Annotated in this window: 12 protein-coding genes; 1 reads left to right on the plus strand and 11 read right to left on the minus strand. The window is 69.9% G+C overall.

Translation table 11 applies throughout. From position 1 onward, the window contains the following. Window positions 1-174 precede the first annotated feature (174 nt). Both HUO13_RS34495 and rpoB read right to left on the minus strand, forming a co-directional pair. Window positions 175-4086 carry a DNA-directed RNA polymerase subunit beta' gene (locus HUO13_RS34495; RefSeq protein ID WP_211899040.1) on the minus strand — a complete coding sequence of 1304 codons (3912 nt, stop codon included), beginning with the start codon at window positions 4084-4086 and terminating at the stop codon, window positions 175-177. Between the two features lie 108 nt (window positions 4087-4194). Continuing rightward, on the minus strand, window positions 4195-7689 hold the full coding sequence (gene rpoB, locus HUO13_RS34500; protein WP_211899041.1) for a DNA-directed RNA polymerase subunit beta: 3495 nt from the start codon (window positions 7687-7689) through the stop codon (window positions 4195-4197). Window positions 7690-8766: 1077 nt separating this feature from the next. On the opposite strand from rpoB, the gene HUO13_RS34505 reads away from it, so the two are divergent. After that, on the plus strand, window positions 8767-11943 hold the full coding sequence (locus HUO13_RS34505; RefSeq protein WP_211899042.1) for a CHAT domain-containing protein: 3177 nt from the start codon (window positions 8767-8769) through the stop codon (window positions 11941-11943). A gap of 45 nt (window positions 11944-11988) precedes the next feature. Here the strand turns inward: HUO13_RS34505 and HUO13_RS34510 are convergent, their stop codons facing one another. The 9 genes from HUO13_RS34510 to HUO13_RS34550 are packed head-to-tail and all read right to left on the minus strand — an operon-like array spanning window position 11989 to window position 21210. Further along, complete coding sequence (locus HUO13_RS34510; RefSeq protein ID WP_211899043.1) at window positions 11989-12915, minus strand: hypothetical protein; 927 nt, start codon at window positions 12913-12915, stop codon at window positions 11989-11991. Between the two features lie 40 nt (window positions 12916-12955). After that, window positions 12956-13480 (minus strand): hypothetical protein, encoded by a 525-nt coding sequence (locus HUO13_RS34515; RefSeq protein ID WP_211899044.1) that lies wholly within the window; start codon window positions 13478-13480, stop codon window positions 12956-12958. Between the two features lie 38 nt (window positions 13481-13518). Beyond that, window positions 13519-14619 (minus strand): MCE family protein, encoded by a 1101-nt coding sequence (locus HUO13_RS34520; RefSeq protein WP_211899045.1) that lies wholly within the window; start codon window positions 14617-14619, stop codon window positions 13519-13521. Then, a complete protein-coding gene (locus HUO13_RS34525; RefSeq protein ID WP_211899046.1) occupies window positions 14616-15836 on the minus strand; it encodes an MCE family protein in 1221 nt (406 codons plus the stop codon). The genes HUO13_RS34520 and HUO13_RS34525 overlap by 4 nt, the downstream gene beginning before the upstream one ends. Then, window positions 15836-17005 carry an MCE family protein gene (locus tag HUO13_RS34530; RefSeq protein ID WP_432757802.1) on the minus strand — a complete coding sequence of 390 codons (1170 nt, stop codon included), beginning with the start codon at window positions 17003-17005 and terminating at the stop codon, window positions 15836-15838. The genes HUO13_RS34525 and HUO13_RS34530 overlap by 1 nt, the downstream gene beginning before the upstream one ends. Further along, the gene (locus HUO13_RS34535; RefSeq protein ID WP_211899047.1) at window positions 17002-17982 is read right to left on the minus strand and encodes an MCE family protein; all 981 of its coding nucleotides are present in this window, start codon (window positions 17980-17982) and stop codon (window positions 17002-17004) included. The genes HUO13_RS34530 and HUO13_RS34535 overlap by 4 nt, the downstream gene beginning before the upstream one ends. Further along, the gene (locus tag HUO13_RS34540) at window positions 17979-19004 is read right to left on the minus strand and encodes an MCE family protein (RefSeq protein WP_211899048.1); all 1026 of its coding nucleotides are present in this window, start codon (window positions 19002-19004) and stop codon (window positions 17979-17981) included. Before HUO13_RS34540 ends, HUO13_RS34535 begins: the two co-directional genes overlap by 4 nt. After that, complete coding sequence (locus HUO13_RS34545) at window positions 19001-20374, minus strand: MCE family protein (RefSeq protein ID WP_211899049.1); 1374 nt, start codon at window positions 20372-20374, stop codon at window positions 19001-19003. Before HUO13_RS34545 ends, HUO13_RS34540 begins: the two co-directional genes overlap by 4 nt. Beyond that, window positions 20371-21210, minus strand: coding sequence for an MlaE family ABC transporter permease (locus HUO13_RS34550; RefSeq protein ID WP_211899050.1), 840 nt, complete (start codon window positions 21208-21210; stop codon window positions 20371-20373). The genes HUO13_RS34545 and HUO13_RS34550 overlap by 4 nt, the downstream gene beginning before the upstream one ends. Window positions 21211-21215 lie beyond the last annotated feature (5 nt).

Genomic DNA, 21215 nt, shown 5'->3' on the forward strand with positions numbered 1-21215 from the left:
ACGGGCTTTTTCGGTGCCCGGCGGGCTTTCTCAGTGCCCGGCGACGCCTCCGCCTGCATTCCGGAGTAGCCACCCAGGAACGCCGAAGGGCCCCTGTCCGGAGGAGTCGGACAGGGGCCCTGAGGCTCGCGGCCGGATCCCGGGCGAGCCCGGGATCCGGCCGTGACGTCAACTTCAGCGGTAGTCGCGGCCGAAGTCGTAGTCGTCCAGCGGAACCGCGGCACCGGTGCCGGTACCGAAGACATCCGGGGTGTAGTAGCCGTCGTCGTAGGACGGGATCGCGTAGGCCGCGGCCCGCGCCTCCTCCGTCGGCTGCACCTGGATGTTGCGGTAGCGGTTGATGCCGGTACCGGCCGGGATCAACTTACCGATGATCACGTTCTCCTTCAGGCCTACCAGCTTGTCACTCGCGCCCTCGATCGCGGCGTTGGTGAGGATCCTGGTCGTCTCCTGGAAGGAGGCCGCCGACAGCCACGACTCGGTGGCCAGCGACGCCTTGGTGATGCCCATCAGCACCGGACGACCCGAAGCCGGGTCGCCGCCCTCGGCCACCACGCGCCGGTTCTCGCCCTCGAACTGCGAGCGCTCGACCGGCGAGCCGGGCAGGAACTCGGTCGCACCGGAGTCGATGATGATGACCCGCCGCAGCATCTGCCGGACGATCACCTCGACGTGCTTGTCGTGGATGCCCACACCCTGCGAGCGGTAGACCTCCTGGACCTCGCGGACCAGGTGGAGCTGCGCCTCGCGGGGGCCCATGACCCGCAGCACCTCGTGCGGGTCGACCGCACCTTCCAGCAGCTGCTGGCCGACGTCGACGTGGTCGCCGTCGGTGATCTGCCGCTCGGTGCCGTCGACCGAGATCGCCGCGAGCCGCTGCCGCTTGGACAGCTTGTCGTAGACGATCTCCTCGCTGCCGTCGTCCGGGATGATCGTGATCTTCCAGTACCGGTCGTTGTCCTCCATCCGGATCCGGCCGGGGGCGTCGGCGATCGGCGCCTTGCCCTTCGGGACCCGGGCTTCGAACAGCTCCTGCACACGCGGCAGACCGGTGGTGATGTCGTCACCGGCGACACCGCCCTGGTGGAAGGTACGCATCGTCAGCTGCGTGCCCGGCTCACCGATCGACTGGGCGGCGACGATGCCGACGGCCTCGCCGACGTCCACCAGCTTGCCGGTGGCCATCGAACGGCCGTAGCAGACCGCGCAGACGCCGACGCCGGACTCGCAGGTCAGGACGCTGCGGACCTTGACCTTGGTGATGCCGGCGGCGAGCAGCTTCTCGATCGCCGGGTCGCCCAGGTCCGAACCGCGGGCCAGCACGACGTTGCCGTCGGCGTCGGTGACGTCGTCGGCCGTGGTGCGGGCGTAGACGCTGGTCTCGACGTGCGCGTCCCGGAGGATCTTGCCGTCGGGCAGCTTCTCCGCGATCGGCATCCGGATGCCGCGCTCGGTGCCGCAGTCGGTCTCGCGGACGATGACGTCCTGCGAGACGTCCACCAGACGACGGGTCAGGTAACCCGAGTCGGCGGTCCGCAGCGCGGTGTCGGCCAGACCCTTGCGGGCACCGTGGTTGGAGATGAAGTACTCCAGCACCGACAGGCCCTCGCGGAAGTTCGCCTTGATCGGGCGCGGGATGTACTCACCCTTCGGGTTCGACACCAGACCACGCATACCGGCCAGCTGGACGACCTGGGTCATGTTACCGGCGGCCCCGGACTTGACGATCATGCTGATCGAGTTGTCCTCGGGGAAGTTCGCCTCCATGGCCTCGGCGACCTCGTCCTTGGCCGCCGTCCAGACCTTGACCAGCTCGGCGTTGCGCTCCTGGTACGACAGCGCACCGCGGCGGTAGCGCTTCTCGACCTGGTCGGCCTTGGCCTCGTAGCCGTCGAGGATCTCGGTCTTGTTCGGCGGCACGACCACGTCGGAGATCGACACGGTCACGCCGGAACGGGTGGCCCAGTGGAAACCGGCGTCCTTGAGCTTGTCCAGCGTCTGGGCGACGGTGACCATCGGGTACCGCTCGGCGAGGTCGTTGACGATCGCCGCCTGCCTCTTCTTCGGCAGCAGGTCGTTGACGAACGGGTAGTCCTCGGGCAGCAGCTCGTTGAACCACACCCGGCCCAGGGTCGTCTCGGCCAGCCACGGCTGACCGGGCTCCCAGTCCTCCGGGCGCTGCTCGGCGTTGGGCACCAGGTCGCGGACCCGGATCCGGACCTTGGCCTGCAGGTCCAGCCCGCCGCGGTCGAAGGCCATGATCGCCTCGCCGACCGAGGAGAAGGACTGGCCCTCGCCCTGGGCACCGTCCACCTGACGGGTCAGGTGGTACAGGCCGGTGACCATGTCCAGACGCGGCATCGCCAGCGGCCGGCCGGAGGCCGGCGACAGGATGTTGTTGCTGGACAGCATCAGGATGCGGGCCTCGGCCTGCGCCTCGGCCGACAGCGGCAGGTGCACCGCCATCTGGTCACCGTCGAAGTCGGCGTTGAAGGCCTCGCAGACCAGCGGGTGCAGCTGGATCGCCTTGCCCTCGACCAGCTGCGGCTCGAAGGCCTGGATGCCCAGGCGGTGCAGCGTCGGAGCACGGTTGAGCAGCACCGGGTGCTCGGCGATGACCTCTTCCAGCACGTCCCACACCTGCGGGCGCTGGCGCTCCACCATCCGCTTGGCGGACTTGATGTTCTGCGCGTGGTTGAGGTCGACCAGCCGCTTCATGACGAACGGCTTGAACAGCTCGACCGCCATCTCCTTCGGCAGACCGCACTGGTGCAGCTTGAGCTGCGGGCCGACGACGATGACCGAACGGCCGGAGTAGTCGACGCGCTTGCCGAGCAGGTTCTGGCGGAACCGGCCCTGCTTGCCCTTGAGCAGGTCGGACAGCGACTTCAGCGGCCGGTTGCCCGGGCCGGTCACCGGACGCCCGCGACGGCCGTTGTCGAACAGCGCGTCGACGGACTCCTGCAGCATCCGCTTCTCGTTGTTGACGATGATCTCGGGCGCGCCGAGGTCGATCAGCCTCTTGAGGCGGTTGTTGCGGTTGATGACCCGGCGGTACAGGTCGTTGAGGTCGGAGGTCGCGAAGCGGCCACCGTCGAGCTGCACCATCGGGCGCAGGTCCGGCGGGATGACCGGCACGCAGTTGAGCACCATGCCGCTCGGGTTGTTGCCGGTGGCCTGGAACGCCGCGACGACCTTCAGCCGCTTGAGGGCGCGCAGCTTCTTCTGGCCCTTGCCCGAGCGGATGGTCTCGCGCAGCTGCTCGGCCTCGGCGTTGATGTCGAAGTCCTGCAGCAGCGCCTGGATCGACTCCGCGCCCATGCCGCCGGTGAAGTACTCGCCGAAGCGGTCGTAGAGCTCGCGGTAGAGCAACTCGTCGGCGATGAGCTGACGGGGCTCCAGCTTGGTGAAGGTCTCCCAGATCTCGTCGAGCTTGTCGAGCTCGCGCTGCGCGCGGTCGCGCAGCTGGCGCATCTCGCGCTCGCCGCCCTCCTTGACCTTGCGGCGGACGTCGCTCTTGGCGCCCTCCTGCTCCAGCTCGGCCAGGTCGGCTTCCAGCTTCTGGGCGCGGGCCTCCAGGTCCGCGTCGCGCTGGTCGGCGATCTGCTTGCGCTCGACACCGATCTCGGCCTCGAGGGTCGACATCTCGTTGTGCCGCATCTCGGTGTTCACCGAGGTGATCACGTAGGCGGCGAAGTAGATGATCTTCTCGAGGTCCTTGGGGGCCAGGTCGAGCAGGTAGCCCAGCCGGCTCGGCACGCCCTTGAAGTACCAGATGTGGGTCACCGAGGCGGCGAGCTCGATGTGGCCCATCCGCTCACGACGCACCTTGGCACGGGTGACCTCGACACCGCAGCGCTCGCAGATGATGCCCTTGAAGCGCACCCGCTTGTACTTGCCGCAGTAGCACTCCCAGTCCCGGGTCGGACCGAAGATCTTCTCGCAGAAGAGCCCGTCCTTCTCCGGCTTCAGGGTGCGGTAGTTGATCGTTTCGGGCTTCTTGACCTCGCCGTACGACCACTGGCGGATGTCGTCGGCCGTGGCGAGGCCGATGCGGAGTTCATCGAAGAAGTTGACGTCAAGCACGTCGGGTCTTCTCCCTTTGTCGGAAGGTGCTGCCGGCGGGCGACAGCGGATGCCAGGTTGGGTCGGACGCCGGTCCGCGCAGTTCGGCTACGCGGACCGGCGGCGAGGTCATTGGACGACGTCGTCCACGGAGGGCGACTCGTTGCGGGACAGGTTGATGCCGAGGTTGGCCGCGGCACGCTCCAGGTCCTCGTCGTCGCCGTCGCGCATCTCGATCGCGGCACCGTCGCTGGAGAGCACCTCGACGTTCAGGCACAGCGACTGCAGCTCCTTGAGCAACACCTTGAACGACTCCGGGATGCCCGGCTCGGGGATGTTCTCGCCCTTGACGATCGCCTCGTAGACCTTGACGCGGCCGACCACGTCGTCGGACTTGATCGTCAGGAGCTCCTGCAGCGTGTACGCGGCGCCGTAGGCCTGCATGGCCCAGCACTCCATCTCACCGAAGCGCTGGCCACCGAACTGCGCCTTACCGCCCAGCGGCTGCTGGGTGATCATCGAGTACGGACCGGTCGACCGGGCGTGGATCTTGTCGTCCACCAGGTGCGACAGCTTGAGGATGTACATGTACCCGACGGCCACCGGGTACGGGTACGGCTCGCCGCTGCGCCCGTCGAACAGTTGGGCCTTGCCGTTGGCCTTGACCATCCGCTCGCCGTCGCGGTTGGGCTTGGTCGAGGCCAGCAGCCCGGTGATCTCCTCCTCGCGGGCACCGTCGAAGACGGGGCTGGCGGTGTTGGTGCCGGGATCGACGTCGTAGAGCTCCTCCGGCAGGCGCTGGGCCCATTCCGGGTCGCCGTCGATCGACCAGCCCTGGGAGGCGATCCACCCGAGGTGGGTCTCCAGGATCTGGCCGATGTTCATCCGTCGCGGCACACCGTGGGTGTTGAGGATGATGTCGACCGGGGTGCCGTCCTCGGTGAACGGCATGTCCTCGGCGGGGAGGATCTTGCCGATGACGCCCTTGTTGCCGTGGCGGCCGGCGAGCTTGTCGCCGTCCTGGATCTTGCGCTTCTGCGCGACGTAGACCCGCACCAGCTCGTTGACGCCCGGGGGCAGCTCGTCGTCGTCCTCGCGGTTGAACACGCGGACGCCGATGACCTTGCCGGTCTCGCCGTGCGGCACCTTCAGCGAGGTGTCGCGCACCTCGCGGGCCTTCTCGCCGAAGATCGCCCGCAGCAGCCGCTCCTCCGGGGTCAGCTCGGTCTCGCCCTTCGGGGTGACCTTGCCGACCAGGATGTCGCCGCCCTGGACCTCGGCGCCGATGCGGATGATGCCGCGCTCGTCGAGGTCGGCCAGCACGTCCTCGGAGACGTTCGGGATGTCCCGGGTGATCTCCTCGGCGCCCAGCTTGGTGTCACGGGCGTCGACCTCGTGCTCCTCGATGTGGATCGAGGTGAGCACGTCGTCCTGCACCAGGCGCTGGGACAGGATGATCGCGTCCTCGTAGTTGTGCCCCTCCCACGGCATGATGGCCACGCGCAGGTTCTTGCCCAGCGCCATCTCGCCGTTCTGGGTGCACGGACCGTCGGCGATGACCTGCCCGGCCTCGACCCGGTCGCCCTCGTTGACGATCGGCTTCTGGTTGGTGCAGGTGCCGTGGTTGGACCGGCTGAACTTCTGCAGCCGGTAGGTCCGCCGGGTGCCGTCGTCGGCCATGACCGTGACGTAGTCGGCGCACAGCTCCTCGATGACACCGGCCTTCTCGGCGGTGACCACGTCACCGGCGTCGACCGCGGCGCGCAGCTCCATGCCGGTGCCGACCAGCGGGGCCTCGCTGCGCAGCAGCGGCACCGCCTGGCGCTGCATGTTCGCACCCATCAGGGCGCGGTTGGCGTCGTCGTGCTCCAGGAACGGGATCATCGCGGTCGCGGCGGAGACCATCTGCCGCGGCGAGACGTCCATGTAGTCGATCTCGGTCGGAGCCAGCAGCTCGACCTCGCCGCCCTTGCGTCGGCCCAGCACCCGCTCGGCGAGGAAGTTGCCCTCGTCGTCGATCGGGGTGTTGGCCTGGGCCTTGACGTAGCGGTCTTCCTCGTCGGCGGTCAGGTAGTCGATCTGGTCGGTGACCCGGCCGTCGACGACCTTGCGGTACGGCGTCTCGATGAAGCCGAACGGGTTGACCCGCGCGAAGGTGGCCAGCGAGCCGATCAGACCGATGTTCGGGCCTTCCGGCGTCTCGATCGGGCACATCCGGCCGTAGTGCGACGGGTGCACGTCGCGGACCTCCATGCCCGCGCGCTCACGGGACAGACCGCCCGGGCCGAGCGCGGAGAGCCGGCGCTTGTGCGTCAGGCCCGCGATCGGGTTGGTCTGGTCCATGAACTGCGAGAGCTGCGAGGTGCCGAAGAACTCCTTGATCGCGGCCACCACGGGGCGGATGTTGATCAGGGTCTGCGGCGTGATCGCCTCGACGTCCTGGGTGGTCATCCGCTCGCGGACGACCCGCTCCATGCGGGAGAGGCCGACCCGGACCTGGTTCTGGATCAGCTCGCCCACCGTGCGCAGGCGGCGGTTGCCGAAGTGGTCGATGTCGTCGACCTCGACCGGGATGGTCGCGTCGCCGCCCTGGCCGCGGTCGGGCATCTCGGTCTCGCTCGCGTGCAGGCGGACCAGGTACTCGATCGTGGTGACGATGTCCTCTTCGGTCAGCACGCCCGACTCGAACGGCAGGTCGAGGCCGAGCTTCTTGTTGACCTTGTAGCGGCCGACCCGGGCCAGGTCGTAGCGCTTCTCCTTGAAGAACAGGTTCTCCAGGAGGGTCTGCGCGCTCTCCTTGGTCGGCGGCTCGCCCGGGCGCAGCTTGCGGTAGATGTCGAGCAGCGCCTCGTCCTGACCCGCGGTGTGGTCCTTCTCCAGGGTCGCCATCAGCGTCTCGGAGAAGCCGAAGCGCTCGCGGATCGCCTCGGCGGTCCAGCCCAGCGCCTTGAGCAGCACGGTGACCGGCTGGCGGCGCTTGCGGTCGATGCGGACGCCGACGGTGTCGCGCTTGTCGACGTCGAACTCCAGCCACGCACCGCGGCTGGGGATGATCTTGACGCTGTAGACGTCCTTGTCGGTGGTCTTGTCGACCGACTGGTCGAAGTAGACACCAGGGGAACGCACGAGCTGGGAGACCACGACCCGCTCGGTGCCGTTGATGATGAAGGTGCCCTTGTCGGTCATGACCGGGAAGTCACCCATGAACACCGTCTGGCTCTTGATCTCGCCGGTGGTGTGGTTGGTGAACTCCGCGGTGACGAACAGCGGGGCCGCGTAGGTCATGTCCTTGTCCTTGCACTCCTCGACGGAGGCCTTGACCTCGTCGAAGCGTGGGTCGGAGAAAGACAGCGACATCGATCCGGAGAAGTCCTCGATGGGGGAGATCTCGCTCAGGACCTCTTCGAGGCCGCCCACGGGATTCTCGTCGCCGGCGTCGACCCGGCGCTGGAACCAGGTCTCGTCACCGACGAGCCATTCGAAGGACTGGACCTGCAGATCGAGCAGATCGGGTACTTCCAACGGCTCGCGGATGTTGGCGAACGAGACCCGCTTGGGTGCCCCAGGGATCCCCGACATCATGTTGGAAGCTGCAGAGACCTTGGTCGCGCGGGAGACTGCCAAGATGCGTCCTTCCGGGACTCTGAACTGGCTACAGTCGCATCAGAAAGCGAAGAGGTCCGGCGGCTCGACTGCCGACCCCGGCCCGCTAACACGGCTGTCAAGGGTGCAATGGCGCCCACGATCCTACGACCCCCATGCGGGGTAGACGGAAAGAGGGCAGCGCAAAGTAGCAGTCTAGCCGGAATGACGCCAGCTCTCAAGGGGGACCCGCCGACGGCGATCCAGCCCCGTGTCGACGACCAGAGTGAACCCGAGCGGGCCCGCAGTCAAGAGATCACGCTTCGATCACCCTCGTGGCGCAAGACACGATCACCGCACGTGATCACTTTAAGCTACGTCTTGCCTGGTCAGGGCGCTACCCGGCGGTAGCTTCAGACGCTGTTCAGTTTGCTGCGACACGCCCGGATCGGGCACGCGGAAACCCGCCCGCGGGCGCTGCGGACGCGCGACGGGGATCACAACGCGCGCGGCGTCCAGGATATTCCCCATTCGCCACGTCCGCCCCACCGGACCGCAATTCCGCAAAAACGCCTCGAACGGTCACCATTCGTGTTCATCTCAACACGGGTGGTGCGGGCTCGTTTCGGAAACGATTCACCGATTTCGATCTTGGTAATCCCGGCCGGGAGTTCGATCTTGCGTTCGCACAGCGAACGCGCGATCGGATATCGGCCACGTGTCCCGCCGGCAGCCGCACGCGGCTCCGTCCGACGTCGGAGCGGCCTTCGGCGAGCGCCCGGCGGGACGGGACGTGCGGCCGTCTCCGATCCCGCCCCGCGAGACGGATCGTCCAACTGGCGGTACCCACTACGACGATGTCCGGGACGCTTGTTGCGACCCGGGCCGATCCGGACGCCGATCCGACGAGGCGCGCGTGCTGGTGGTCGCGACCTGGTAGGAAGGCTGGCGGCGGACATGATCTGGCCGCCGCCGCCGGCGACGAGGCCGGAGCGGGCCCCGCGCAGTCGCGTGTGGTCCGAACGGGCTACTCGCCACAAGCGAACGCCAGTAACGTGAAACGACCTCGCCACGCCAGCGGCTGGCACGCGCGCGAGAACCCCACGGGAGAAATGGCCGATGACGGACGATGCAGACCGGCAGAGCGACAGGTTTCGCGGGCTGCAGCGCTGGGCAGGCGGGAACACCGGATCGCAGAGCAGGACCGACTCCGGTTCCACCTGGTTCTCCAACCCATCCACCGGCCCGCAGCAGCCGCCGCAGGCCGCGCAGCCGCCCCCGCAGGCCGCGCAGCAGCCGCCCGAGCAGCCCAGGACGCCCGAGCAGCGCTACGCCGCGGCGATCGCCGAGATGAACCGCATCGTCGCGACGCTGGACTTCGATGCGCTGCACTGGGTCACCGACGTCTTCCGCACCACCGCGAGCGCGCTGCACGAGAGCGACCCGGCGCGTGCCGGCGTGCTGAACAACCTGGGCAGCGCGGCGCAGCTCACCCACCTGCGGACCGGTGACCGCGCCGACCTCGAGGACGCCGTCGCCTACTACCGCTCGGCCGCGTCGACCGCCCGCGACGACGACCCCGACCTGGTGCTCTACCGCTGCAACCTCGCGCTGGCGCTGGCCGACCAGGCCGGCCGGAGCGGCGACGCCGAGGGCGCCGCCGAGAGCATCCGGGTGGCGCGCGAGGCGGTCGAGGGGACCCCGCGCCGCGACCAGCGCAGGGGCATGGCGCTGGTGCGCCTCGGCAACGCGCTCAAGCTGCACGCCAGGCTGGCCGACGACCCGAAGTCCGACGACGAGTCGATCAACGTCTTCCGCGAGGCGGTCCGCAGCAGCGCGGCCGGCGACTCCGCGCCGGAGCTGCTGATCAACCTCGGCTCGGCGCTGCTGCGCCGCTACGAGCGGGCCGCGGCGGTCGAGGACCTGGACGAGGGCATCACCCACCTGAGCACCGGCGCCGGGGCCATGGCCGACAGCGACCCGCGCCGCACCGCGCTGTGCCACCTGGCCAACGCGCAGCGGCTGCGCTTCCAGCACAACGGCGACCTCGCCGACCTCAACGCCGCGATCAACGAGCTGATCGGCGTGCTCGGGGTGCTGGACGCGGGCCACCCGCTGCTGGGCAAGGCGATCTGGAACCTCGCGGCCACGGTCATCGAGCACGTCGACTGCACGGGTGAGCCAAGCCAGCTGCGCCGGGTGCTGCGTCCGATCACCCCGGCGGTGCGCGGCATCTCGGGCGACGACGCGGATCGCGCGGTCGCGCTCGCCGGCTACGGGGCCCTGCTGCGCAGGCACTTCCTGCACGGCGCCGAGGCACCGGTGATCGACGCCGCTGTCACCGCCTGCGAGGCCGCCGCGGACTCGGCCGCGGACTCGGCCAAGCGCTACGCGGTGCTCAACTCGCTGGCCACGACGCTGGTGTCCCGCTACGAGCACAGCCCGGACCTGGCCGACCTGGACCGCGCCGAGGAGGTCGCGCGGGAGGCCGCCGAGCTCTCGCCGCAGGAGAGCAGGCCGCAGCACACCGCGCTGACGCTGCTCGGGCTGGTCACCATGCACCGCTTCCGGCAGACCTCCCGGACCCGCGACCTGGAGTCCGCCGTCGACCACTTCGACCGGGCGCTGTCGGCGATGCCCGAGGACGCGCCCGCGCGGGCGGCCGTCGCAACGCACCTGGGCCGGGCGCTGCAGACGCTGCACCAGCGTTCCGGCCGCCGCAAGCTCTACCGCTGGGCGCGGCGGATCCTCACCGAGGCGGCGGCGCAGGCCACCGCCCCGGCCGATCAGCGGCTGCGCGCGGCGAGCCTGTGCGGCCGGCTCGCCGCGCAGGCGCAGCGCTGGGCCGAGGCGCTGGAGTCGTTCAGCACGGCGCTGGAGCTGCTGCCGCTGGTCACCAGGGGCAAGCGGGTGGTCGCCTCACCCGGCGTGCAGCAGCGGTGGGCGTTGATCACCGCGGACGCGGCGGCGTGCGCGGTGGAGAACGGCGAGCCCGAGCGCGCGGTGGAGCTGCTGGAGCACGGCCGGTCGGCGATCCTGGCCGACTTCCTGCCCACCGGTGGCGAGCTGGGCGAGCTGCACCGCGACCATCCGGACCTGGCCGACGAGGCGGTGCGGCTGCGCAGGCTGCTGGACCGGCCGGACGAGGAACCGGCGCTGGCCGGCCTGGTCGATCCCGACCTGGGCAGGCTCACCACCGCGTGGGCGGCGCTGGTCGACGAGGTGCGCGCGATCCCCGGCCACGAGAACCACCTGCGGCCACTGCCCATCGGCGAGCTCGCGCGGGCGGCCGACGAGGGCGCTGTGGTGCTGGTCAACCTCAGCCGCTACCGCTCCGACGCGCTGATCGTCTTCGGCGGGCGGGTGCTGACCGTGCCGCTGTCCAAGGCGACGCCGGACTTCGCCGCGACGCAGGCGGCCAACGCCCTCGCGGCGGTCCAGGACCAGGACCCCGAGCCGCTGGCAGAGGCGCTGGACTGGCTGTGGCAGAACATCACGCGCCCGGTCCTGGACCGGATGGGCTACCTGGGCTCGCCCGGCTCCGGCCAGCGCTGGCCGCGGATCTGGTGGAACGTGATGGGCGCGGCGGCGTTCCTGCCGGTGCACGCCGCCACCGGGCGCTCCGGCGACAGCGCGCTGGACCGCGTGATCTCCTCTTACACCCCGACCCTGGGCTGCCTGATCCGCGCCAGGCACCGACCGCACCCGGAAGGCGGCAAGCCGCTGCTGGCGGCGGGTTCGGCCGAGCAGGTCGGCCGCGAGCTGCCGCGGCAGAACCAGGTGCTGGCGCGGTACTGGCCGACGGCGGCGGTGGTGTCGACGGAGAGCACCAGCCCCACCGACCTGCTCCGGCTGCTGCCGCAGCACCCGTGGCTGCACGTGTGCGAGCCGAGCACGCAGTACCCGTCGCAGCCCGCGGCGGGCCTGGTCCTGGACCGGGAGGCACCGCACCGCCCGCTGGGCGTGGTCGAGTTCGGCCAGCTCGCGCTGGAGCAGGCCGAGTTCTGCTACCTGGGCCAGTGCGCGAGCGCCGCCGACACCCCGTCGGCGGCGGCGATGTCGCTGGCCGCGACGGTGGCCTTCACCGGCTTCACCCACGTCGTGGGGACGCTGTGGGAGGTCGACGAGGACAGCAGCGTGGAGGCGGTCGCCGACGTCTACAAGACCGCGTTCGGGCAGGACGCGACGGCCACCGACCACTGCGCCCACGCCCTGCACGACAGCGCCCGGCGGCTGCGCGAGTACTACCCGGACTCGCCCGACCGCTGGGCCGGGCACGTCCACGTCGGCCCCTGATCGCACCCGTGACGGCCCGGTGCGGCGGGGCACCGGGCCGTCACCTCAGCGCTGCGTGATCTTGTTGATCTTCCAGCGATCGCCCTGCTTCTCCACGCCGACCACGATCTGCGCCGGGCCCACGTTGGTCTGCCCGCTGTCGGTGCGCACGGCCTGCTGGTCGACGAACAGCAGCACCTCGGCGCGGTCGTCCTGCAGCCGGGTGACCCCGCTGGCCTTGACGGTGGTGGTGACGACCAGCTTCTGCAGCGGCGCCTGCTGCTTGACGGTGGCGAACAGCCGGTTGTACTCGTCGACCGCCTGGCCGGTGAGGACCTCGTTGGCGGCCCGCTCGGTCTTGGCGGTGTCGGCGAAGTCGTAGGAGAAGACCTTCGTCACGGCGTCGCTCACCTGGCCGTTGATCTCGCTGGTCGCCGGGCCGTCGGTCAGCGCGTCGTTGGCGGCGGGCCCGCTCACCTGCAACGAGCGCACCTGCAACCCGAACAACAGCGCGAGGACCGCGAACACGGCGGTCGCGACCAGCAGTGCGGTGATGAGCACGCGGTTGCCGCGGCCGGTGCCTTCTTCGTGCGGAAGCGGCGTGGCCTCCGTCCGCGGTTCGTGGCGCACCTGCTCGGTCACCGACTCCTGCGCAGGGCTTGCGGGCTTCTCTTCGGCAGGCCGGGTGTCCGCGGACTGGGCGTCAGTCGACTCGACTTTCTCGGAGTCATCGTCGGCATCGGCGTCGTCGATCTCGGCGGACCGCACGGGCGCGACGCCGACCACACCGTTCTCGACGACGACTTCCTGCGCGGACTCCGTCGGCTCCGGCTCATCGGCCGTCCCGGTCGGCTCGACGTGCTCAGGCGTCTCCTCGACCTCGGCGGCGGACCGCCCACCGGTGCCGGTCCTGCCGTTCTCGGTGGCGCGCCTGCGGAGCCCTGCCACGCGGGGACGGGCTCGGGAGCTTGCGGGCTGGCGGGGATTGGGCACTGGGTCACTCCTAGAACTGCGGTGGCACGCGCCGCGCGCGTCAGCCGACCGCCACGGTGCCGAGGTTGCTGAGCTTCCACCGGTCGCCGTCGCGGGCCAGCTCGGCCTGGTAGCGGTTGCGCTTGACCGCGGGTGGCTGGTTCTCCGGCGCGACCGCGACCTCCACGACCGCGATCATCCGCGCCTTGCCCGCCTGCGCGTCCAGCTCGGTGAGCGCGGCGTCGAGCACCTTGCCTTCGGTCACCGTCCTGGCCTCGGAGATCTTGGCGGCGTTGGCCTGGCGGCCGGCCTGGATCTGGTCGCGCAGCGGACCCGTCGAGCTGTCCACCCACAGGTCCAGGCCGTGCTGGACGTCGCGGAAGTCGAGCGTGTTGAAGTTGACCACCGCCTGCCTGCCCGCCTCGAGCGCGGCATCGCGCTCGCGCGCGACGTCCAGCGAGCCGCTGTTCGCCGCGCTCGCCCACGACACGCCGAAGAACCCCGCCGAGATGACGGACACGGCGAGCGCGGCCGACGCCGCGACCAGCCCCCACCTGGGGTTGCGCCGCGGATTCTCGATGACCATCGCTCCTCCTCTCGGTTTGCCTGCGGTTCGTCGGCGTCCTACTGGCCGGGCGCGTTCTGCGCACCGCGCACCGAGGTGTCGCTGCCCGGCGGCTCGGCGCAGTACGCCTGGGTGTTCAGCGGCACCGGGGTCATCTCGTTGCCCGGCCGCCGCTGCGTGGACTCGTAACCGGCGGTGCAGGGTAGCGGGTCGAAAACGTTGAGCACCAGGCCGAAGTGGGCCCGGCCGTCACCGGGCATCACCGAGTTGCTGGCGGTGACCACGGCCGGGTAGAGCGTCATGAGCTGCTCGACGCCGTCCTTGTGGGCCGAGATCAGCTGCGAGGTGCTGGTCAGGTTCGCCAGCAGCGGCCCGAGCTGGTCGTTCTCCCGGATCAGTCCGCTGACCTGCGCGGCCGCAGGCGGCGCCTGCTGGATCACCGAGCGCAGGTCGCCGTCGGAGCGCTGCAGTTGCTCGGAGAGCAGCCGCAGGTCCTGGCTGAAGGAGCGGATCGACGAGCCCTGCTCGTTCTGCGTCGCCAGCACCGTCTTGCCGTCGGCAAGCAGCTGCTTGGTCTGCGGCAGGTGCTGCTGTGCGGCGGCGGTGAACTCGCGGGTGGTGTCGATGACCCGCTGGAGGTTGCCGCCGTTGTCCCGGAAGGCGGTGCCGAGCTCGTTGACGACCGTGCGAAGCGACTCGGTCGGCACCGACTTGGAGAACGCGTCCAGGTTGGTCATCAGGTCCTCGACCGGCAGCGGCGTCTGCGTCCGCTCCTGGGCGATCACCGAGCCTTCGCGCAGGTAGGGGCCGCGGTCGGACTTGGGCCGCAGGTCGACGTACTGCTCGCCGACGGCCGAGCGCAGCGCGACGACCGCCTCCACGTCGGCGGGGATGCGCGTGCCGGAGTCGATGTCCAGCGGCACCTCCACGCCGTCGTGGGTCAGCCGCATGGTGCCGACCCGCCCGACGGGAACGCCGCGGTAGGTCACCTCGGCGTTGTCGAAGACGCCGCCGGTGTCGGCGAGCTGCATCGTCACGACGTAGCCGCGCGAGCCGAACAGCCGGTCCAGCCCGGCGTAGCGGGCGCTGGTGTAGCCGACCCCGACCAGGGCGATGGCGAGGAACGCGACGATCTGGAGCCGTACCTTCCGCGAGATCATCTGTCTCCTCCACCGAAGAGGTTCTCCCACCAGCTACCGGACTCCTTCTCGGGTTCCGGTTTCGGCTGGGGGTGGGTGGTCGGGCTCTGCTCCGGGGCGGGCTGCTCCGGCGTGAGACCCGGCAGCGGCAGCGGCGGCAACCCGTTCGGCGGGTGGATCAGCGGCTGCCTGCTGCGGCCGAGGTTGTCCAGGATGTTGGTCAGGTTGAGATCGACGTTGACGTAGAGGTTGGTGTAGTCGCTGCCCTTGATGCCTTCCACGGCGTTGTCCGGGAACGGGAAGGTGAGCAGCACCTCCAGCGACTTGGGCAGGTCCTCGCCCGCCGCCGCCAGCTCGCGCAGCGTCGGCGCGAGCTGGTTGAGGTTGTGCACCAGGTCGTCCTTGCTCTGGTCGACCACGTTCGTGGCGACACCGCTGAGCTTGTCCAGCGACTGGAGCATGGTGACCAGCTGGCCACGCTGCTCGTTGAGGACACGGAGTCCGGGCTCGATGTCGCGCAGGGCGGTGTCGATGTTGCCGCGCTGGGCGTTGAGGCTGGCGCTGAGCCGGTTGACGCTGTCCAGGGCGCGGGTGATGTCGCCGCGCTGCGCGTCCAGGCCCGCGACCAGCTCGTCCACGTTGGACAGCAGGCTGCGCACGTCGGACTCGCGGCCCTCCAGCGCGGCGTTGAGCTCCTTGGTGATGTTCTGCAGCTGCGCGACGCCGCCGCCGTTTAGGAGCATGGACATCGCGCCCAGCACCTCTTCGACTTCGGGGTTGCGGCTGGTGCGCGCCAGGTCGATCACGTCGCCGTCGACCAGTTTGCCCACCGGCTGCACCGGTTCGGCGGGCTGACCGAGCTCGACGTACTTCTCGCCCAGCAGGCTGGACTGGCGCAGCCGGGCGGTGGCGTTGGCCGGCAGCCTCACGTCACCGTTGACCTGCACCGTCACCTCGGCCTGCCAGGAGTCCCGGGCGAGCCCGATCTCCGAGACGCGGCCGACCGGCACGTCGTTGACCCGCACGCCGGCGTTGGGCACCAGGTCCAGCACGTCCTGGAAGCGCACCTTCACCGTGTAGGGGTCGCTGCCGACGTCGGCGCCGCCGGGCAGCGGCATGCTGTCGACGCCGCGGAACCCGCAGCCGCTGAGCAGCACGAGCGCCGCCGCGCCCAGCGCGACCAGCCGCACCGTCGCGGACGGCCGCCGCATGCCGCGCGGCCCTATTCTGCGCGCCATCACCGGCCACCTCCCTGCGACGGGTCGACGAGCGGCAGGGGAAGCGGTGGCAGCTGGCCCTTCTGCAGGGAGTTGATGGCCTGCGCCGGTGTGGGCAGCGGTGCCACGCCGTCGATGACCGGTTGCAGCGACTTGCAGGCGTCGGCCAGCGACAGCGGCACGTCCTGGCGGCCCGACTGCCGCAGGAGCTTGCAGACCGACACCAGCGGCGGCTGGTTCAGCTCGTTGATGTTCGCCCGGGTGTCGAGGGTGCCCGACGCGCCGTTGTAGGCGTTGTTCAGGTTGCTCAGCGCCAGCGGTGCGTTGTTCAGCGACTCGTCGAGCGCGGCCTTCTGCTTCACCAGGACCTGCGCGACGCCGTTGAGCTGGTCCACGTTGGACTTGAGGTTCGCCCGGTTGTCGCGCACGAAGCCCTCGACCTTGCCCAGCGCGACCGCGAGCTCGGCCATCGCCGCGGCGAAGTCCCCGCGCTCTGCGGCGAGGAAGGAGCTGACCTGCTGCATCTGGGTGTTGAACCGCCGGACCTGCTCGTCGTTGGCAGCCAGCATGGAGGTGAAGCGCTGGAGGTTGTCGACGGTGCCGAAGAACTCCTCGCTGTTGCCCGACATCGTCGTGCCCAGCTCGCCGAGGTGGCGGATGGAGTCGGCGAGCGCCTTGCCGTTGCCGTCCAGGTTGGCCGCACCGGTGTTGAGCAGCTCGGTCAGCGCCCCGTCGGCGTTGGCGCCCTGCGGCCCGAGCGCCGTGGTCAGCTGGTTGAGGCTGCGGTAGACCTGGTCGAGCTCGACCGGCGTCGCGGTCCGATCACTTGGGATGACCGCGCCGTCCTCCATCGTCGGGCCGCCCTTGTAGACCGGTGCGAGCTGCACGTAGCGGTCGCTGACGACGCTGGGCGAGACCAGCACGGCGCCCGCGTCGGCGGGGACGTCGACGTCGCGGTCCAGCGACATGTCCACGCGCACCGTCCTGCCGTTGGGCCTGACCTCGTCGACGGTGCCGACCGCGACGCCCAGGATCCGGACGTCGCCGCCCGGGTAGACGCCGACCGCGGCGTCGAAGTAGGCGGTGATCCGGCGCTCGCTGCCGCTGAACAGCCACCACACGCCTGCGGTGGCGGCCAGCGCGAGCACGCAGGCCACGGCCAGCATCCGGGTCAGCGGGGGTTTCCTCATGGCTGGCAGCCCTTCTGGTTGATCGGGCCGACGGCGGGTGGCAGCAGACCGCAGATGTAGGTGTCGAACCAGCGGCCGTTGCCGAGCACGTTGGAGAACAGCCGGGTGAACGGCGCGAACCTCGCCAGGCTCGCGTCGAGGTTGTCCTGGTTGCGCTGGAGCAGCTTGGTCACCCGGTCGAGCTGCTCCAGGGTCGGGCCGAGCTGCGCGGCGTTGTCGTCGACCAGCCCGCTCAGCTGCGCCGACAGCTCGCGGGTGCCGTCCAGCAGCGACGAGATCGACTCCCGCCGGTGGCGGATCTCCTCCAGCAGCAGGTTCCCGTCGGCCAGCAGCCTCTCGAACTCCGCGTTGCGGTCGGCGACGGTTTTCGACACGTTGCTGGTGTTGGTCAGCAGCTGTTCGAGCTGCTCGTCGCGCGAGGCGATGGTCCGCGACAGCGCCGAAAGGCCGTCGAGCGCGCCGGTGACCTCGTCGGGTGTGCCGGCGAAGGTGTCGGACATGACCCGGAAGCTGTCTGCGAGCTGCTTGGTGTCGATCTGGCCGACCGTGTTGGACAGGTCGCTGAACGCCTCGATGACGTCGTAGGGCGACATCGTGCGCTGCACCGGGATCGGGTCCGAAGTGGAAAGCTCCTGGCCGCCCTGCGGGTCCAGCGCGAGGTACTTCTGCCCGAGCAGCGTCTTGATCTTGATGGCGGCGGTGGTGTGGTCACCGAGCCAGGCGTCCCTGACGCGGAACGACACCGTCACGTGGTCGCCGTCGAGCTCGACGTCGCTGACCGAGCCGACCTTCACCCCGGCCACCCGCACCTCGGCGTCGGGCTTGATGCCCGCCGCCTCGGTGAAGTGCGCCTGGTAGGTCTTGCCGCCCACGAACGGCAGGCTCTCGAAGTTCATCGCGAGGACGACCGCCAGCACCAGCACCAGGATGCCTGCGATGCCGATCTTGAGCGGGTCGCGCTGCTGGAAGGAGCTCATCGCTGACACCTCGGCTGGGTGACCGGCGCGAGCGGCAACGGCAGGTTGAGGTCACCGACCCCGACCGTGCCCTGCGCCTGGCACATGTAGAAGTTGAACCACGATCCGTGCGCCGCGGTGCGACTGATGGTCTCCACCTTCCCGGGCATGTTCTTCAGCCAGTGGTCGGTGAGCCGCTCGTGGTCGTTGAGGTTCTTCGACAGGTCGCCCAGCGCCGCGATGTCCTGCTGGAGACCGGGACGTGCCTCCGACAGCAGCCCGGCGGTGGTGTTGGTGAGCCCGTCCATCGCGGTGACCGCGTCGCCGATCGAGTCGCGGTCGGCGGCCAGGCCGGACACCACCTGCTGCAGCTGCACGATCAGCTCGGAGAGCTGATCGTCGCGTGCGTTGACCGTCTCCAGCGTGCCGTTGAGGTTGTCGATGACCTCACCGATCACCTGGTCCTTCGACGCGATCGTCGAGGTCAGCGACGCGGTGTGGGCCAGCAGGCTCTCCACCGTGCCGCCCTCGCCCTGCAGGACCTGGATGATCTCGAAGGACAGCTTGTTGACGTCCTGCGGCGAGAGCGCCTGGAACAGCGGCTTGAAACCGCCGAGCAGCACGGTCAGGTCCAGCGCGGGACGGGTGCGCTCCAGCGGGATCGTGCCGCCCGCGGGCAGGTAGCGCCCGGGAGAACCGGCGCCCTGCTCCAGCGAGATGTAGCGCTGGCCCACCAGGTTCCGGTACTTGACGGTGGCCGTCACCGACTCCGGCAGCCTGCGGTCGGTGACGCTGAACCGCACCTCGGCGACCCTGCGGTCGACGACGGCGATGTCCTGCACCTCGCCGACCTTGACCCCGGCGATGCGCACCTCGTCACCCTCGTTGAGCGCGGTGACGTCGGTGAACCGCGCGGTGTAGGTCTCGGCCGAACGCAGGTCGTTGTTGGCGATGGTGAGCACCAGAATCCCGGTGGCAAGCACCGTGACCAGCACGAACACCAGGAACTTCACCAGCGGCCCGGTGATGCTGCGACCGTTCACCGGTAACTCACCTCCGCACCGCGCAGAACCGGCCCGACCAGCAGCGAACCCCAGCCCGGCACCTGAGCGGGCTCAACGCCTATCGAAGGCGCCAGCAGCGCGGAGATGAAGTCGCGCTCCATCGGGGAGTTCACCATCCCGAGACCGCCCGCCGACTGCGGCGAAGTGCTCGCCGGGGCGTTGCCCGCGGGCAGGTACTGCTCGCCCATGGACGGCGGCAGCAGCCCGCCGTCGACCGGCCGGGACGCCGGCGGCGGCACCGAACCGTCCTTGAACGGCCCGTCCGGCGGGTACTCCGGCACCGGGTCCGGCAGCGGCTCGACGTCGTAGCAGCGCGGGCCGCGCTTGTCGGCGAACTCCGGCTCGTCCTGGTTGGGGACGTACTTGCCGCGGTGGGGCACCACCTCCAGGGTGATGTGCAGTCCAGGCTCGGAGGTCCCCTCGCCGAACGCCTTGCGCACGATCGGCACGAACTCGTGCATCTGGTTGAGGAAGCAGGTGTACTCCGGCGAGTACTTGGCGAGGACGTCCAGCGTCGGCCGCTGGGCCTCACCGAGCCGGATCAGGTTCTTGCCGTTGTCCTGGAAGAACCGCGTCGCGTCCTGCGAGGTCGTGGTGAGCTGCGAGGTCAGCACCGAGAGGTTGTCCTTCTGCGCCACCAGCGTGCGGGAGGTGGTGGACAGGTTCTCCAGCGCCTCCAGAACGTCCGGCGCGGCTTCCTCGTAGGTCTCGGCGACCCCGACCAGCTCGCGCAGGTTCTCCCGCAGGTCCGGCACCGACGGGTTCAGGCCGTCGAGGTAGGTGTTGAGCTGCGACAGCGTCTCGCCCAGCGGCCTGCCCCGTCCTTCCAGCGCCTGGCTCAGCGAGTTCAGCGTCACCGCCAGCTCGTCGGGGTGCACCGCCTGCAGCACCGGCATCGTGTCGGCCAGCACCGTCTCCAGCTCGACCGCCGCGCTGCTGCGGTCCTGCTCGATCACGTCGCCCGAGGCCAGCACGGCACCGGAGGAGTTCTCGGGCACCTCGAGGGAGACGTATCGCTCGCCGAACAGCGTCCGCGGCAGCAACCGCGCCGACACGTCGGCGGGCAGCCGGCTCGCCTTGTCCGGCTCCAGCGCAAGGTGCAGCTTCGCGCCGTCGGCGGTCGGCTCGATCTCCCTGACCCGCCCGACGATCATGCCGCGCACCTTCACGTCCGAGTCGGCCATGAGCTGGTTGCCCACCGACGCGGTGTGCAGCACGACGTCCACGCTCGAGGTGAACGCGCGCTGGTAGGTGGCCACGGTCAGGCTCAGGAACAGCACGATGGTCATCAGGAAGGCGACGCCCAGAAGGCGGCGCCGCAACGTCGTCATCGCCCCTCTGGCGCTCATCCGGTGATCCGAACCGTCGTCGTGGTGCCCCAGATCGCGAGGCTGAGGAAGAAGTCCAGCAGCGCGGTGGTCACGATCGCGGTCCGCACCGCGCGCCCCACCGCGACGCCGACCCCGGCGGGGCCGCCGCTGGCCCGGTAGCCGTAGTAGCAGTGCGTCATGATCACCACCACGCTGAAGACCAGGACCTTCCCGAAGGACCACAGCACGTCCTCGGGAGGCAGGAACAGGTTGAAGTAATGGTCGTAGGTGCCCGCCGACTGCCCGTAGACGTGCACCGTCACCAACCGGGCCGCCAGGTAGGAGGTCAGCAGCCCCAGCACGTAGAGCGGGACCACCGCGACGAATCCCGCCACCACCCGCGTGGTCACCAGGTACGGCAGGCTCGGCACGCCCATCGTCTCCAGCGCGTCGATCTCGTCGGAGATCCGCATCGCGCCGAGCTGCGCGGTGAACCCGGAGCCGACCGTGGCCGACAGCGCCAGCCCGGCCACCAGCGGCGCGATCTCGCGGGTGTTGAAGTAGGCCGACACGAACCCGGCGAACGCCGAGGTGCCGATCTGGTTCAGCGCCGCGTAGCCCTGCAGGCCGACCACGGTGCCGGTGAACAGGGTCATGCCGACCATCACGCCGACCGTGCCGCCGATGACCGCCAGCGCGCCGCTGCCGAAGCTCACCTCGGCCAGCAGCCGCATCGTCTCCTTGGCGTAGCGCGTGACCGCCTTGGGGATCCACGCCAGCGTCCGCAGGTAGAACGACATCTGGTCGCCCAGGTCGTCGAGGAACTCCAGCGGCCTGCGAACAATCCGGCGCGCCCGCCGGGAAACCGTCACCATCCGCC

This window comes from Saccharopolyspora erythraea (assembly GCF_018141105.1).
In the GTDB taxonomy this organism is placed as follows: Bacteria; Actinomycetota; Actinomycetes; order Mycobacteriales; family Pseudonocardiaceae; genus Saccharopolyspora_D; species Saccharopolyspora_D erythraea_A.

Coding starts and splice junctions, on each gene's coding strand:
- HUO13_RS34505 (WP_211899042.1), top strand. CDS start 8,767: ATGACGGACGATGCAGACCGGCAGAGCGACAGGTTTCGCGGGCTGCAG.
- HUO13_RS34515 (WP_211899044.1), bottom strand. CDS start 13,480: ATGGTCATCGAGAATCCGCGGCGCAACCCCAGGTGGGGGCTGGTCGCG.
- HUO13_RS34520 (WP_211899045.1), bottom strand. CDS start 14,619: ATGATCTCGCGGAAGGTACGGCTCCAGATCGTCGCGTTCCTCGCCATC.
- HUO13_RS34525 (WP_211899046.1), bottom strand. CDS start 15,836: ATGGCGCGCAGAATAGGGCCGCGCGGCATGCGGCGGCCGTCCGCGACG.
- HUO13_RS34530 (WP_432757802.1), bottom strand. CDS start 17,005: ATGAGGAAACCCCCGCTGACCCGGATGCTGGCCGTGGCCTGCGTGCTC.
- HUO13_RS34535 (WP_211899047.1), bottom strand. CDS start 17,982: ATGAGCTCCTTCCAGCAGCGCGACCCGCTCAAGATCGGCATCGCAGGC.
- HUO13_RS34545 (WP_211899049.1), bottom strand. CDS start 20,374: ATGAGCGCCAGAGGGGCGATGACGACGTTGCGGCGCCGCCTTCTGGGC.
- HUO13_RS34550 (WP_211899050.1), bottom strand. CDS start 21,210: ATGGTGACGGTTTCCCGGCGGGCGCGCCGGATTGTTCGCAGGCCGCTG.